Source organism: Cupriavidus sp. FW305-F7 (genome assembly GCF_058782875.1).
In genome coordinates, this window is sequence record NZ_JBYSYC010000069.1 from 15,815 (window position 1) to 29,997 (window position 14,183).

General features: G+C 62.4%; 11 protein-coding genes and 6 pseudogenes. 12 read left to right on the forward strand and 5 right to left on the reverse strand.

Annotated elements, in window-relative coordinates; genetic code table 11:
* Positions 1–381: 381 nt before the first annotated feature.
* A pseudogene (locus AC3WL8_RS36970) lies at positions 382–1,034 on the reverse strand (hypothetical protein).
* Positions 1,003–1,497, reverse strand: a pseudogene (locus AC3WL8_RS36975) (hypothetical protein); the annotation flags it as partial. The pseudogenes AC3WL8_RS36970 and AC3WL8_RS36975, both read right to left, overlap by 32 nt.
* 48 nt (positions 1,498–1,545) lie before the next feature.
* Between AC3WL8_RS36975 and AC3WL8_RS36980 the strand changes: the two are divergent.
* On the forward strand, positions 1,546–2,772 hold the full coding sequence (locus AC3WL8_RS36980; RefSeq protein WP_492379977.1) for an ISL3 family transposase: 1,227 nt from the start codon (positions 1,546–1,548) through the stop codon (positions 2,770–2,772).
* A gap of 856 nt (positions 2,773–3,628) precedes the next feature.
* Here the strand turns inward: AC3WL8_RS36980 and AC3WL8_RS36985 are convergent.
* Positions 3,629–4,129 carry a hypothetical protein gene (locus tag AC3WL8_RS36985; protein ID WP_492379978.1) on the reverse strand — a complete coding sequence of 167 codons (501 nt, stop codon included), beginning with the start codon at positions 4,127–4,129 and terminating at the stop codon, positions 3,629–3,631.
* 229 nt (positions 4,130–4,358) lie between these two features.
* Between AC3WL8_RS36985 and AC3WL8_RS36990 the strand changes: the two are divergent.
* Positions 4,359–4,810: pseudogene (locus tag AC3WL8_RS36990) on the forward strand (DUF2252 family protein); the annotation flags it as partial.
* Positions 4,811–5,081: 271 nt separating this feature from the next.
* Positions 5,082–5,180: pseudogene (locus AC3WL8_RS36995) on the forward strand (transposase); the annotation flags it as partial.
* 345 nt (positions 5,181–5,525) lie between these two features.
* Here AC3WL8_RS36995 and AC3WL8_RS37000 read toward each other — a convergent pair.
* Positions 5,526–5,944 (reverse strand): annotated as a pseudogene (locus tag AC3WL8_RS37000) (Hsp20/alpha crystallin family protein).
* A gap of 15 nt (positions 5,945–5,959) precedes the next feature.
* Positions 5,960–6,169, reverse strand: a pseudogene (locus AC3WL8_RS37005) (Hsp20/alpha crystallin family protein); the annotation flags it as partial.
* An 875-nt stretch (positions 6,170–7,044) separates the two neighbouring features.
* Here AC3WL8_RS37005 and AC3WL8_RS37010 point away from each other — a divergent pair.
* The 9 genes from AC3WL8_RS37010 (at position 7,045) to AC3WL8_RS37050 (ending at position 13,754) form a co-directional block, all read left to right on the forward strand.
* A complete protein-coding gene (locus AC3WL8_RS37010) occupies positions 7,045–7,482 on the forward strand; it encodes a universal stress protein (protein ID WP_153956319.1) in 438 nt (145 codons plus the stop codon).
* A gap of 262 nt (positions 7,483–7,744) precedes the next feature.
* Complete coding sequence (atpD, locus tag AC3WL8_RS37015; protein ID WP_492379979.1) at positions 7,745–9,121, forward strand: F0F1 ATP synthase subunit beta; 1,377 nt, start codon at positions 7,745–7,747, stop codon at positions 9,119–9,121.
* Positions 9,118–9,522: a F0F1 ATP synthase subunit delta/epsilon gene (locus AC3WL8_RS37020; protein WP_492379980.1), complete on the forward strand. Its 405-nt coding sequence runs from the start codon at positions 9,118–9,120 to the stop codon at positions 9,520–9,522. The genes atpD and AC3WL8_RS37020 overlap by 4 nt, the downstream gene beginning before the upstream one ends.
* Positions 9,519–9,794, forward strand: a complete 276-nt coding sequence (locus tag AC3WL8_RS37025) for an AtpZ/AtpI family protein (RefSeq protein ID WP_492379981.1) — start codon at positions 9,519–9,521, stop codon at positions 9,792–9,794. The genes AC3WL8_RS37020 and AC3WL8_RS37025 overlap by 4 nt, the downstream gene beginning before the upstream one ends.
* A complete protein-coding gene (locus tag AC3WL8_RS37030; RefSeq protein ID WP_492379982.1) occupies positions 9,791–10,495 on the forward strand; it encodes a F0F1 ATP synthase subunit A in 705 nt (234 codons plus the stop codon). Before AC3WL8_RS37025 ends, AC3WL8_RS37030 begins: the two co-directional genes overlap by 4 nt.
* Positions 10,492–10,758: a F0F1 ATP synthase subunit C gene (locus AC3WL8_RS37035; protein WP_492379983.1), complete on the forward strand. Its 267-nt coding sequence runs from the start codon at positions 10,492–10,494 to the stop codon at positions 10,756–10,758. The genes AC3WL8_RS37030 and AC3WL8_RS37035 overlap by 4 nt, the downstream gene beginning before the upstream one ends.
* A gap of 10 nt (positions 10,759–10,768) precedes the next feature.
* A complete protein-coding gene (locus AC3WL8_RS37040; protein WP_492379984.1) occupies positions 10,769–11,512 on the forward strand; it encodes a F0F1 ATP synthase subunit delta in 744 nt (247 codons plus the stop codon).
* Positions 11,509–12,930, forward strand: a complete 1,422-nt coding sequence (locus tag AC3WL8_RS37045; RefSeq protein ID WP_492379985.1) for a F0F1 ATP synthase subunit alpha — start codon at positions 11,509–11,511, stop codon at positions 12,928–12,930. The genes AC3WL8_RS37040 and AC3WL8_RS37045 overlap by 4 nt, the downstream gene beginning before the upstream one ends.
* Positions 12,927–13,754 (forward strand): F0F1 ATP synthase subunit gamma, encoded by an 828-nt coding sequence (locus AC3WL8_RS37050; RefSeq protein WP_492379986.1) that lies wholly within the window; start codon positions 12,927–12,929, stop codon positions 13,752–13,754. The genes AC3WL8_RS37045 and AC3WL8_RS37050 overlap by 4 nt, the downstream gene beginning before the upstream one ends.
* The last annotated feature ends 429 nt before the right edge of the window (positions 13,755–14,183 follow it).

A 14,183-nucleotide genomic window follows, 5' to 3' on the forward strand; every position in this document is an offset into this window, starting at 1 on the left:
CAATAAAGGGGCTCAACGAGCCCCTTTAGTGTTGACAGATCCGCCCAACATTGTGCCGCCAAAAAAGCGCGCTTTTACACCGCCGCTAACACCGTGGTAGCGTGTGCTGTCGACTTCGCGGAAACTCTGGTCCCGTATACCGAAGCAAGAGTGCCACCGGTTCGCAAGCAAAAGTGCCACCTCTGCCCGCCAAGGGCACAGCACTGGAAAATTTTCCTTACGGTTCAATAACTTGGATGAAACGAAGCGAAAGTGTCACCGGCTGCCGTACCCACCGGCCTGGATGCGCCAGCTTTCTGCGCCGATGTGAACGCCCGATGGGGTCCCCGACCGCGCTCCACCGAGTACGCGTGAGCGAGCGTCCAAGTCGAAGGGGCACGATCACAACCCCAACGCACTCCCCACATATTTCCGCGCCAGCGCTTTGCGGTACCCTGCTGTCATTGGCCGAGCCTCGGTGGGCCGCCACCCATGCCCACCATAGCTTGCACGGCACTGCGAGCAACGGTATGGTGTTTCGAGAAGCTGCACGTTCACGCGATACGGCGCTTCATACCCACAGCTCCGACATGCCGATTCGAGCGCGCAATGGTGCGCTGGACACCGATAGACAGTTTCGACCTGATGCACGACACTGTGATAGCCATGCGCGATACAGCAACGACAGTGACGAAATGTCGCGCTGAAGCGTCGCCGCTGGTCGGCGCGAGCAGCGCCTCACGCAACGTTGTTTTCGGCAAGCCAAGTACGGCATGCAATCGATCGATATCGACGACCCCGAGCTCCGGTACGAGGCCCTCATAAGGGTCGATGTCCGGTCCCATCAAATGCGCAAGCACCCTCCCCGACAACGAATTTGCCTTCTCGAATTTCCACAGGATCGAAACGAGCGACTCGTATGGATCGATCCACCTTCGGTGGAAGAGGTAACCCAGGGCCGGCGTCAGCTTAGCCTCGTCGAGCGTGAGAATCGGAAACCTCGGCGTGCTGAGCAACATTCCGCTAGGCAGCGACGAGCACGCGACCGGTGGCATGACGTGACTGGACATAGCCGGAATGCCGTACCGCATAGGCCCACAAGGCAGGATCAGGACGATAGCCCGGATCGTCCTTCTCTTCACTATCCTTGAGCACGATCTCGACCGCCCGCGCGAAGGATTCCATCGGGAGCGCAAGCTGCCCCGGCAGATTCGCCTTGTGGTGTGCGATCTCGAACGCCTGCCAGAGCGCGCTGGCGTCGCTGACCAGTCTGTAGCCGGCGTCAAAAGCCTCAGGAACATAGAATCGCGTAAAGCTCCATTGGCTGCCCTCAGGATATGCCGTCTGATCGTATCCATTCAGACATGTCGCCACGTCCTCCGCATTACGGATGCCGTAGAAGGACATCTCCTCCACCATCAGGCGCGCGACGATCTGGGTCTTTCCCGCTACCTGCAAGGCGGTCTTCTGCGCGAGCAGCTCCTGCTGACCGACGAGAAAGGTGCCTCTTTTGAATTTCAAGTGGGTGGTATCGTGGCGGGTTTCAGGTAAAGAGCAACACGAGCGATGCATAGCAAACTGTTTGAAGCAGCCCTTGGCGTAAGCGATCCGTGGTTCGTCCGGGAAGTCGACTTCAACGCGCAAACCAAGACGTTGACGATCCAGATTGACTTTGTCGCCGGCAGCCGCTTTTCCCACCCGGAGGTCGCCGGTGGGCACCCGGTTCACGACACAGTGACCAAACGCTATCGGCACCTGAACTTCTTCGAGCACGACTGCTATCTGGAAGTCCGCACGCCACGCGTGAAGCTTCCCGACGGCCGCGTGGCGTTGGTCGAGCCGGACTGGGCTGGCAAGCTCTCTGGCTTCACGTTGCTGTTTGAAGCCATGGTGGTGGCGCTTGCGCAGCAGATGCCGTTTTCTGCTGTAGCCAGAACGGTGGGTGAGTCGTGGCATCGCGTGTACGCTATCTGCGAGCGCTATGTCGACCTCGCGGTGGCCGAACTCGATCTGGCCGACATGACCGCTGCCGCCGTTGACGAAACGTCCTACAGGCGCGGTCACAACTACCTGACGCTTGTCGCTGATGCCGACGCGCGTAAGGTCGTGTTTGTGACCGAAGGCAAGGATGCTGCCACAGTTGGCAAGTTCGCTGAACATCTGCGCGAGCACAACGCTGCGCCTGAGCAGATCGGGGTGGTCAGTATCGACATGTCGCCGGCATTCATCAAGGGCGTCGGCGAGCATTTGCCCAACGCGCGCATCACCTTCGACAAGTTCCATGTCGTGGCTCACGCTTCGGCAGCCGTGGACAAGACCCGGCGTATCGAACAGAAGACCGATCCAAGCCTCAAAGGCCTGCGCTGGACGCTGCTCAAGGATCGCGACGGCTTGCCAGCCGCACAGCGTGCCGATCTCGACGCGTTGATCGCCAACGTCACGACCAAACGCACTGCCCGTGCCTGGCTGTATCGCGAGCAGTTGCGCGACATCCTTGAGCGCAAGCAGATCAACGTTGTTTCTGCAATACTCGAGCAGTGGTGCACGAACGTCATGCGATCCAATGTCGAGCCAATGAAGGAGGTCGCGCGCATGATCCGCAAGCATTTCGACGGCATCGTTGCATGGACCCAGACGCGCCAGACCAATGGCTTCCTGGAGGCGCTCAACGGCCTGTTCCAAGCCGCCAAGCGTAAGGCTCGCGGTTATGTGAGCTTCAAAACCATGCGCACCGTTATCTTCCTGATCGCCGGAAAGCTCGACTTCTCCGCGATCAACCCGCATGCCGCATAACCCACTCATTTTTCAAAAGAGCCAACGCGTTGGTGTAGCGAACGGCGGTTTCTCCGACCTCGATTGTTATGGCGAACCTCGCTTTTGAAAACCTCGACCGGCGGCTCAGGGTCGCGAAAAGACGATCGGAGGCGGCCGAGAATCCTTGCCGTGCCGCAAGGGCCTGTTCTCCTTCCACCTCCGTGGAACATGCTCGCGGCAGCCTTGGGAGTCGTTTCCGGCTTGGTGCGACAGATGGCACATGATTTCCAAGCTTTGCGTTGGGCCTCATTCCTACCGCTACGGCATGCGTTCCCACATTCCGCCATTTCCGTCCCTCGAATCGGGCGTGGCTGTGCCTTTTCAAGTCTTGCGGGGTTGAGGAATCTTTGCTGAGGAAGAGGCCTCAAGGTGCAATAGATTGGGTCGCAATGCGGAATTTTTGGGCCACCAAGGGGTTCGTGACTTCTGCAAAGCGGCACCGAACGGCCTTATGGCTTGCATCTCAGATGCAGACCGACCTTTGCGTCCCAATTCATTGCACCATACAGCAGCCGCCACTACTACAGCCCATAATTTCGGGATCGTGAAATTACAGATTGGGCACCGCTCAGATGCCGCTGTCGCATGCCAGGCCGACCATATGGGGCGAGCAAGGTAAGCGCCCGGCCGGCTCAAGGGGCGCTTCATCTGGACCGACGGCATGACGGCGATCACCATGCTCATCCGTGCCTACGGGCATGCGAGCACGGAAGCGCTGCAGTGCACGCCCTGGAAAGAGTTCATCGCATCCCTGTAGCCGGTATCCAACGCGCGTCCGGCGGTTTGCTTCCGAACCGTCGGACGCGCGCAGGTGGCGTTATGAACATACCCCGGATTATCCACCGCTGGTCTCGTACTCCTGAACGAGCGAAAGAAACTCGGACGGCTTGAGGATCCTGGCGGCGCAGATGTTTTTCAGCTCGTTCTTCTTTTTCAGGATGCGCTCGTCGGTGGTGACAAAGTAGCCCGTGTACTTTGATGCTTCGAACACATGGGTCGCATCCTGGCGCATCTGGTCCCGGCTGCCGTTGCCGGCTAGGACCTCGAGTATCCGATCCCTATCCGCCTGTTCGTCGGGTGTCAGGCTGACGTCAACGGCATAAAGTACGCCTGCCGCTGCACGCTTGACCCAGTCTGGCGTATTCGGATACTCGTTCTCCTTGGGCATGGAATGCGCGATCTTCAGGCCCAGGAGCTGACCATTCTCGTGGCGTTCGAATATTTCCTTTGAAGCCCGGTCCTCCGGGGCGGATCTGGGATCGAAAGCGCACGAATCAAGGAAGACATTCTGCCGGTGAGGGTCTGGCGGCGCGTGACCCATGGGTGTCGTTGCCATCTTACGTCCTCCTATGGCACTCAATGTGCCCAAGAAATGCCCACCTAGCTATTGTAGGTCCGAGCCGCCAAACCGTCTTTCAGCGAACGCCGGATCCTCGGATCTGCTGACCGGAAAAGCCTGCATGCTGGAAATCGGGGACATCGGCATGATCCAGGGTATGAATGCATATTGACCGTTTGGGGCCGGCGATATCATTCATTGATCACCTGCTGGCGGACCTGATCTGCAGCCTATCGCGTCATATCGGGAAAGCCTTGCCGAGCATATCCGTGTGCTGTTCGACCGGTTCGACTTCTTCGACATGGCCATCAAGGTCGTCGGCGTGGGCAGCGTCGGCACGATGTGCGGCCTGGGCTGTTCCTTGCCGCGGACAACGATCCGCTGTTCCTCCAGGTAAAGGAAGCGCGTGCGTCGGTGCTTGTACCCTACGCTGGGAAAAGACTGTATGCCAACCATGGCCAGCGTGTGATCGTGGGGCAACGACTCATGCAAGCCGCCAGCGACGTTTTCCTGGGCTGGACAAGGGGCCGGAACGGACGCGACTACTATGTACGCCAGCTGCGAGACATGAAGTTGTCGGCCGTGATCGAGTACCGGGACACAGCCATGCTCCGGCAATATGGCCGCATGTGTTCGCATGCCCTTGCCCGCGCGCACGCGCGTTCCGGCGATGCCGCTGCTGCGCCTGCCAGGGGACCGTCCCTATGGGCCTACGACCAAGTTGAATCATGGCTGGCTCGAAAGTCGCCAGTTCCCTCAATCGTCATGAATCCAAGGCTCGACGGATCACACGCGGTGTAAAGCACTTCCGGAGTTCAGGTCTTGTTGTCCTCGAGTCCCCGGTTGCGCTGCGCTGTTGGCGACCAGTACGTAGCCGAGATGCCGGTGGTTGCTTTCCATGATGGGGCCACCCGTCGCTGGGCACGTTCGTCAGTTCTGATGACGGTGCCTCGGCGGCATCGCAGCGGTCGCGATGATGGGCGATGCGAAGGTATTCCGGTCAGGTCGGGAATTTGCAGCGTGGGCTGGCCTTGTGCCCAAGCCGACCCTCCTACATGCCTTCCCCCTCATCAACGGCTTGCAGAAATGCTCTGGCGCAGAGACTGACGCTGACCAAGAACCTTGCTGCAAGCGGCTCGCCAGTTGGTTACCACCAGATTCTGCTCCAAAAATACGATGACCCCTGATCGCAAGTTAGGTGCGTCGACAAGCGGCGCCCAGAGCCAAGCCGGAGATGGCTTCGCGCCATGCTGGCGCCGGAAGTGGCACGGAAGGTACGATGATCGCATCTTCGATGGCCGACCGGCTGGATGGTCGACGCGCACGCTGCTGAACCAGAGATAGGAAGCCAAAACGGCGGCGCCATTCGCCGCCGTCCTGTGCAGTTGGCCGGTCAGCCGACCGAGACTTCGATCCGCCGCGGCTTGGCTTCTTCGCGGCGCGGGATGGTCACCTTCAGCACGCCGTCTTGCAGGTTGGCCGCGATGCCGAGGCATCCAGGTCGGGACTGAGCGTGAAGGTACGCGCATAACGCGGCTGCCGCACCTCGGCATGCTGCACGCGTAGGCCGGCCGGCGTCGCCACCACGGCTTCGCCTTCGATGCGTAGGCTGGCGTCGTGGACATTCACCTCCAGCTTTTCGCGCGGCACGCCCGGCAGATCGGCCCACAGCGTAACGCCGGCAGCGGTCTCGTAGATGTCGACCGCGGGCACCAAAGTCATCGCTTGCATGTCTTCGCCATGCCGGGCAACGGCGCCCTGGCTGCCTTGCTGGTTCTGGTCGCGCTGGACGACCGGGTTCGACGTATTCATAGCTCCCTCCTGATCTCAGCTGACGGTAATGGCACGCGGGCGCGAAGCTTCGCGCTTGCCCACGCTGATCGACAGGCAACCGTTGGCGTAACGTGCCTGAACCTTGTCCGGGTCGGCCGACTGCGGCAGCTCGATCACGCGGCGAAAGCTACCGCTGAAGCGCTCCTGCGCATAGGGTCGCACCTCCGCGTCGCCGTTTCGTACGCGCTTCTGGGCCCCTGACACTACCGCTGGCATACCAACAAAAACCCGCAGCGCGCGTTACCGCGAAACTGGTCAAAAGTTGGTTTGTGTTGGGCCAGGAAGATTTCAAGAGCTTTAATCGGCGTGCCCTGCGGCCCGGCACCGCGGCATCCCGCTTCGGCCACCTGCGCGGAGATCGCCGTCCTCGCGCGCGGCGGCGGTCTCGGCGCGTGCCGCGTCGCGCTCTGCTTCCGCCGCACTGGCCACATGACGGGCCTCGGCGCGCAGCGTGGCCAGCCCACCGGTGGCGGCCTCGTTCGGCCTGCCCCGACACCGTAATTCCTGGCAAGACGCGGACGGCTCGACCGTCCTTGATGAGCTAGGCGTCACGCGGGCCTTCAAACTGATCAACGAACCTCTGAGCCCACGAGATGCCTTCGCTCTGGGCGCGCTCATTCCTTTCGTGAAGCCCGAGCACGTCGGACTCCCTGATGGTATGCCGGCCTCTGGTCACGCGTCCCATGGATGCGAACACTCCGTTCCCGGCAGGTTTTGCGAACCCCTCGACTATGTAACCTCGATACCTTTCGATAGACATGATAAGTCCGCCTCATATCCACAACTGAGGATCCGTCGCAGTCCATTTAATACAGCCTAGCACGCGGCGCGCGTCTGCACAGATTGGAGACCTATTTTGGACATCCCTCGTCTTGGGGGTACCGGACGGCCCTGCCGCATCCTAAAGCCTGTTTTTCGTGCCAGCTGCCGTGTTCGGCGAGCCGTGAAGTTGCTAAGGACAGGATGCGCGGATCTCAGGCCACGGCAAGTAAGGAGGGCGTCACGCCGGTCGGAAGCGATTGTCATACCATTCAGTTGCCTAGCCGAGGGGCCGAAGGCCCGACCATGAGGAGGAAAACATGTTCCAGCATCTCTTGGTGCCCACCGATGGATCGACGCTCTCGGAGGCCGCCATTCGCGCGGCGGTGACGCTCGCCAAGGCATTCGAGGCGAGGATTACCGGAGTGCATGTCATTCCAGAGTTCCGTGTTTTTACGCATCGGATTGACATGCTGGAGGACACTCAAGAACGCTACGCACAACTTGCTGAACAGCGTGCGGAGCAATACCTGGCGGAGGTCTCACAGGCGGCGCAGGAAGCGGGGCTGGCCTGCGAGACGATCAGCGTCACCCACAATCACCCCTATGAGGCGATCATCCAGGCCGGGGAGGAACGCAACTGTGATCTCATCGTCATGGCGTCACACGGCCTCGGGGGCTTGCAGGGCCTGCTGCTAGGCAGCGAGACCCAGAAGGTGCTGACCCATTGCAATATCCCAGTTCTGGTGGTCCGCTAGCCGAGGCTGGTGGTGAACCGGACATCGCGTAAAGACGAGCACCTACCCGGTTCAACCCCTGGCACTTCCGCTATCGCGGCCGGGCCAGCTCGCCTGCTACGGACCGGCTGCCGTGCGCTCGCGCGTGGCAGCGTCCGATGGACAACTAGTAAGTGTCGCGCGCCGCCGCTGACGTGTATCAGGCTGAGGTGGGAAGGCATAGCCTATGCTTTAGAAAGGATCGTTGCCTTAGCACTGCACTGAGCCATGGGGCTGACGCAAGATGCAGGAACAACATAACCCGAATCCGATCGGCCAGGTGACTGCGGTGCGCGGCCCTGTGGTGGACGTGCGCTGCGACCTACTGCCACCGATTGGCCATGCTTTGCTGCTTCGGCTGGATGGGGCGTCCATCACGCTGGAGGTGTTCCAGCACCTGGACGAAAGCCGGGTCCGGACGATTGCGCTGCACCTTACGGATGGTGTGGCACGCGGTGCGTCTGTGACCGATAGCGGCGGACCAGTCATGGTGCCCGTCGAGAGCGGCTGCCGGGGGCGGTTGCTGGATGTCCTGGGCGATCCGCTCGATGGTGGCCCGCCGTTGCTGCGCAACGAGAAGCGATCCATCCTCTCAGCCCCTCCGGCGTTGACCGAAGTGGTGCCGGGAGAAGAGATTCTTCCGACGGGCATCAAGGTGGTTGACCTGCTGTGCCCGTTCGTGCGCGGCGGCAAGACCGGACTGTTCGGCGGCGCCGGCGTGGGCAAGACCGTACTGATGATGGAGTTCATGCACGCGGTGAGTACGATTCATCAGGGCGTCTCGGTGTTTGCCGGCGTCGGCGAACGCATCCGCGAAGGGCACGAGCTCTGGCACGCGATGCGCGGCGCCGGCGTCATGGACCGGGCGGTCCTGGTATTCGGGCAAATGGACGAATCTCCCGGCGTGCGCTACCGCGCGGGATTCTCGGCCCTGACCTACGCCGAGTTCTTGCGAGACCAGGGCGCCGGCGAGGTCTTGTTCCTGATGGACAACCTGTTCCGCTTCGTACAGGCGGGTACTGAGATATCCGGGCTGCTCGGTCGGATGCCGGCAAGTGTCGGCTACCAGCCCACGCTGTTGACCGAAGTTGCCAGCCTTCAGGAGCGCATCTTGTCGACCCGCAGCGGCGCCATTACGGCCGTGCAGGCGGTGTTTGTCCCGGCCGATGACATGAGCGATCCGGCGGTGATAGCCATCCTCAGGCACCTCGATTCCACGGTCATCCTCTCACGTGACCAAGCCGCGCATGGAATCTATCCCGCCGTCGATCCTCTCGCGTCCAGCAGCCGTTTGATCGACCCGCGCGTGATTGGCGAGCGGCACTACCAGCTGGCGCGGGCGGTGCGCGAACATCTGGCGCGCTACAAGGAGCTGGAAGACATCATCGCCATGCTTGGTGTCGAGGAGTTGTCCGCGGACGATCGCCGGATCGTCGGACGTGCCCGCCGTCTGCAGCGCTACCTCTCTCAACCCTTCCAGGTGGTAGCCGACCATACCGGCATGCCAGGCGTGTCAGTACCGCTTGCATCGACCTTGGCGGACTGTGAACGCTTTCTCGATGGCGCGTTCGACGCGCTGCCGGAAGAAGCGTGCTATATGCAAGGGGAGATGCCGCAATGAGCGCCCTGTCGATCCGCTTACTGGATGGCAAGTGCGAATCCCGGCTGGACGGGGTGCATGGCCTCGTCTGCGCGGACGCCAGCGGCCAGTTCGGTATCAGGCCCGGTCATGAACCTTTCGTCACGGTGCTGGAACCAGGGCTGCTGCGCTGCCGGATGGCGGGCGGCGAAATCCGCTTCCTCGCCTGTACCGGCGGGCCCCTGGTGTGCCGCGACGACGTTGTCAGCATTGTCAGCGCGCGTTTTCTGCTGCAGGACGACCCGCAGGCCCTTACCGCACAACTGGCCCGGCAATTGGCCAGCGAAAGCGAGACGCGCGGCGCCAATCGCCAGTCGAGAGCCGAAATGGAGCACGCCATGATGAAGCGCTTGCGCGAGTGGGCGGAGGCGCGCACGTCATGAGCCAACGCGACGACAACTTGCGTAGTGCGCTTAGGCGCCAGATCGAACGCCGCCGCCGCTATCGGCCGAGCGGGCCGATCGGCCTGATGGTCACCGGTGGAACCATTGGCTTGCTGTTGGTCGTGCCGTTGCTGCTGGGCGCCTATCTCGGCCGCTGGCTGGACACCCATCTGGCAGGCTATTCCGTGCGCTGGACCGTGAGCCTGATCGTGCTCGGCATCGGCGTGGGCGCCTATAACGTCTACCGTTTCCTGAAGAGGTTCGACGAATGAACGGAGAAGGCCTGGGCAGCCGCGTCTGGCTCACCATTGCGGGGATATCCCTTCGTGAGCCTGCGCTTCTGTCGCTTGCGCTGACGTTGCTGCTTGCCGGGCTTGCGGCTTGGCTCAGCACGCGCCTGTCCGCACGGCCGGGCCGGATTCAGATGGCCGTAGAGGTGATGGTCGTGCTGATGCGCGATGCCGTGGCGGAGGTGGTGCCGCAGGCGGTAGTACCGCGCGTCCTGCCATTTATCGGAACCCTATGGATGTTCATCGTCAGCGCCAACCTGCTGGGGCTGGTGCCCGGCCTGTCAGCGCCGACAAGGGATATATCGGTCACCGGCGCGCTGGCGTTGCTGGTGTTTCTTGCCGTGCACGGCTACGGTGTGCGTGAAGCCGGCTGGCGAGCTTATCTGCGGCACTACCTGGAGCCAAGCCCGATCCTGCTGCCCTTTCATCTGATCAGCGAGTTCACGCGCACGCTGGCGCTGGCGGTGCGGTTGTTCGGCAACATGATGAGCCTGGAGATGGCGGCGCTCTTGGTACTGCTCGTTGCCGGCTTCCTGGTACCGGTGCCGCTGCTGATGTTGCATGTGGTGGAGGCGCTGGTTCAGGCCTACATCTTCGGCATGCTGGCGCTCATCTATATCGGTAGCGCGATCGAGGCGCGCGGCGACGCGGTTCCCCCTTTGCCAACGGAGAATGAACAATGACCGACATCCACCTTTTCAGTCTGGCCTCCACCGTGGTGGCGGGCCTTGCTATTGCGCTCGGGACCTTCTTCCCCGCGCTCGCCATGGGACGCGCCATCGCCAGGGCGCTCGATGCCCTAGCGCGGCAGCCCGAGGCGGAAAAGGCCATCAGCCGGACGCTGTTCATTGGCCTGGCCATGATCGAGTCCCTCGCCATCTATTGCCTGGTGATCGTGCTGATCATTCTGTTCCGCAATCCGTTGCTCGAATACCTGCTGCACTGAGGTCACCAAAATGGGTCTCGATGCCACCACTTTCATCCTGGAGATTGTCAACTTCCTGGTGCTTCTCTGGCTGCTGACGCACTTCCTGTTCCGGCCGGTACAGGCCTTCATTGCGCGCAGGCAGCAAGAGACCGAGTCTGCACGGCAGGCGCTTGCCGATCAGGCACGGCAACTTCAGGAGGAGAAAGCCTGCCTGGCGCGCCAGCGTTCAGAGCAGGAACTTGCGCGCGATGCCGCCCTGCGGCAGCTTGCGGACGACATTGCCGCCGAGCGTGCCAGGCGCATGGCGGCACTGGAGCAGGTACTGGCCGATGAGCGCGCCAAGGCAGTCGCCCGGCTGGCAGCGCAACAGCAACAGGATCAACGCAGGCTTGATGCTCAGGCGGCAACGCGAGCAGATGCCTTCCTGCGCGGTTACCTGGTCCGCCTGGCCGGGCCAGAACTGGAGCGCGCCATCATTGCACTGTTCCTTCGCGACCTGGCCGCGCTGGACGGCGCGGCTCGCCACCGTCTACTTGCATCCCCGCCGGCCGGGCCGTTTGAAGTCGCCACGGCATTCGTGCCGGACAAGGCATTGCGCCAAGAGGTCGAAGCAGCCCTTGTGGCGCTGTTCGGGAAGCCGGTCGGCACACACTGGAGCCTTGACCCGGCGGTCCTCGCCGGCCTGACCGTCAGGCTGGATGGCTATGTTATGGGCGCCACCCTGGCTCGCGCACTTGATGCATTCACGGGACGTTCCGAAATAGCAGCATGAATGACCCAGGTATCGGCCTCTTTATCGAGGAGCGCGGCGAGATCGTGGGCGTGGCGGACGGCATCGCGTGGATTGTCGGGCTGCCATCCACGCGGCACGGCGAGTTGCTGAGTGCTGACGATGGCAGCCGGGCATTGGCTTTCCAACTCGATGAGCGGCTGATCGGCGCCATTCTGCTGGACCAGCCGCGCGGCACTGCCGCCGGCGTCCGCGTGCGCCGCACGGGCCGGCGGCTGGCAATTGGCGCCGGCGACGCCTTGCTCGGCCGCGTCGTCGACCCGCTGGGCAGCATACTCGATGATCAGCCGCCCCCGGTCATCGCGGCTTACCGGCCGATGGAGTCGGCGTCACCGCCCATTGTCGAACGGGAGCCGGTAACGCGTCCCCTGTACACCGGGAACACCATCGTCGATACGTTGTTGCCCATCGGCCGTGGCCAGCGCCAACTCATCATCGGAGACGACGGTACGGGCAAGAGCGCACTGGCGCAGGATGCCGTCATCAACCAGGTTGGCCAGGGCGTGCGGTGTGTCTATGTGCTGATTGGCCAGCGCAGGGCGGCCGTGGCCGAGACGATCGACCTGCTGCGCCAGACCGGAGGGCTTGCCCATACGACGGTCGTTGTGGCCGAAGCGAACGCATTGCCAGGTGTGCAGTACCTGGCCCCGTTTGCGGGCTGCGCGCTGGCAGAATACTGGATGCGCGAGGGCCATGATGTGCTGATTGTCTATGACGATCTTGTCCTGCATGCCCAGGCTTACCGCGAGCTGTCTTTGCTGCTGCGCCGCCCGCCTGGCCGTGAGGCCTATCCTGGCGATATCTTCTACCTTCACTCGCGCTTGTTGGAGCGGGCCACGGCCCTGGCGCCGACGCAGGGGGGCGGCAGCCTGACTGCGTTGCCCATTGTCCCGACCCAGCAAGGAGAGCTCGCGAGCTATATTCCGACCAACCTGATTTCCATCACGGACGGCCAGATCTACCTGAGCCACCCGCTGTTCGCGGCGGGCGTACTGCCGGCGATCGATATCGGGCGTTCGGTATCGCGCATCGGCGGAAAGGCGCAAGACAAGGCGATTGCCAGGGAAGCCGCGCGGCTGCGGCTGGATTATCTGCAGTTCCTGGAACTGGAGACCTTCACGCGCTTCGGCACGCGGCTGGAACCGGACATGGCAGCGCGCGTCGCGCGCGGCCGGCTGCTGCAGGCGCTGTTCCGCCAGCCTCGGCTGGAACCGCGTCCGATTGCCTATCAAATGGCCTGGCTAGTGGCGTTGGCCGAAGGCTGGCTCGATTCGCTGTCGCCTGACGCGCTACAGCTTGCCCTCGGGCGCCTTTGTGAGAACGTCGCGGCTGCGCCTGCGCTGTCGGCACCGCGCGCTGACTGGGTGAAGTTCACTGTGGCCTGGCTGGGGCGGAGATGAGCAGCACCAGCTACCGGGAGCATTCCCGCATGCTCGACGAGCTGCGACAAATCGTCAGGGCGATGAAAAATCTTGCCCTTGCAGAGTTGCACCGCGTGGGCCGCGCGCTGCCTGCTCAGGAAGTGGCAGAGCAGACGGTGCTTCATGCGCTGGCCGATATAGTGGTGCCGGAACCAGCTGCCGAGGAAGGCCGCCAGCTCTTGCTCGCGATTGGGGCTGACCGAGGTTTTTGCGGCGGATTCAATGACCACCTGGCGGTCGCTGTGGCGGCCGAGCACGTTCGCGCGCCAACGGCGGTGTGGCTGGTCGCGGGGGCGCGCCTGCGCCAGCGGCTCGAGGACCGGTTGCCGGAGGCTACCTGGCTCCCCGGATGTGCCACCAGCGAGGAAGCCGGCAATTGCGTCGACACATGGCTGGATGCTGTATTGTCGTATCTGGATGCGCCGGCCGTCCCCGTCTTTCATGTCCTGCATCATACCGAAGCTGGCCCTGCCGCCCGCCGCCTTCTACCCATGCCTGCCCTGCCGGGACCCCACCCCGGGAGCCCCCCACACCGATACGTGGCTCGCTCTGTCTTGATGCCCGGACTGGTCTCCGAGATGCTGCGCGTTGCACTTCTCGGCGCACTATATCAATCGCTGCAGCAGGAGAATCGATGGCGCCTGGCACAGATGGAACGTGCCCGGGACCATCTGGAGGAATCCGCCAGGCAGCTTGAGCGACACCATTTTCGCGAGCGCCAGACGCAAATCACCACGGAGTTGGAGACACTGATGTCGTCCCTCGATGACGTGCAGGGGACATCAGCCTTGGGCGCGGGGTAATAGCTTATGCGTCGATTTTCGTGAGTCGCATCATCCTCCGCAGGTCACTGGCAATCCGCCGAACCGAGGCCACGGGATTGTCGACGACGTCGTTTATGGCGCCAAGTGGGAAGAGACGACCCGATACCTGAATGGGCTGGCACGCAAGGCCGCTGCCGCCGGCGTGGATTGTCAGACGGCCTATTCGGTCAACGATCATCCCTACGAAGCCATCATCAGGAGACCGCGCCAAAGCGGGGCGAACTCCCTGACTTCCGTTGTGAGGCCAATGAGCCAACTAGACCGAAGTTTGAGGGCCCGAAATGCAGCTAAGCCGAACTTTGAGCACGCGGCGCGCATATCGTTTTGATTCCTCGCGGTTATGTGCTCGCGAGCGAGTCGATTACTGGGTACAGGCGACGGGGCTGATGTTGAGGAGGCGGAAGGCCT

What these genes read in the sequence shown, in the direction of transcription:
- AC3WL8_RS36980 (WP_492379977.1), top strand. Translation starts at nt 1,546, where the DNA reads ATGCATAGCAAACTGTTTGAAGCAGCCCTTGGCGTAAGCGATCCGTGG.
- AC3WL8_RS36985 (WP_492379978.1), bottom strand. Translation starts at nt 4,129, where the DNA reads ATGGCAACGACACCCATGGGTCACGCGCCGCCAGACCCTCACCGGCAG.
- AC3WL8_RS37010 (WP_153956319.1), top strand. Translation starts at nt 7,045, where the DNA reads ATGTTCCAGCATCTCTTGGTGCCCACCGATGGATCGACGCTCTCGGAG.
- atpD (WP_492379979.1), top strand. Translation starts at nt 7,745, where the DNA reads ATGCAGGAACAACATAACCCGAATCCGATCGGCCAGGTGACTGCGGTG.
- AC3WL8_RS37020 (WP_492379980.1), top strand. Translation starts at nt 9,118, where the DNA reads ATGAGCGCCCTGTCGATCCGCTTACTGGATGGCAAGTGCGAATCCCGG.
- AC3WL8_RS37025 (WP_492379981.1), top strand. Translation starts at nt 9,519, where the DNA reads ATGAGCCAACGCGACGACAACTTGCGTAGTGCGCTTAGGCGCCAGATC.
- AC3WL8_RS37030 (WP_492379982.1), top strand. Translation starts at nt 9,791, where the DNA reads ATGAACGGAGAAGGCCTGGGCAGCCGCGTCTGGCTCACCATTGCGGGG.
- AC3WL8_RS37035 (WP_492379983.1), top strand. Translation starts at nt 10,492, where the DNA reads ATGACCGACATCCACCTTTTCAGTCTGGCCTCCACCGTGGTGGCGGGC.
- AC3WL8_RS37040 (WP_492379984.1), top strand. Translation starts at nt 10,769, where the DNA reads ATGGGTCTCGATGCCACCACTTTCATCCTGGAGATTGTCAACTTCCTG.
- AC3WL8_RS37045 (WP_492379985.1), top strand. Translation starts at nt 11,509, where the DNA reads ATGAATGACCCAGGTATCGGCCTCTTTATCGAGGAGCGCGGCGAGATC.
- AC3WL8_RS37050 (WP_492379986.1), top strand. Translation starts at nt 12,927, where the DNA reads ATGAGCAGCACCAGCTACCGGGAGCATTCCCGCATGCTCGACGAGCTG.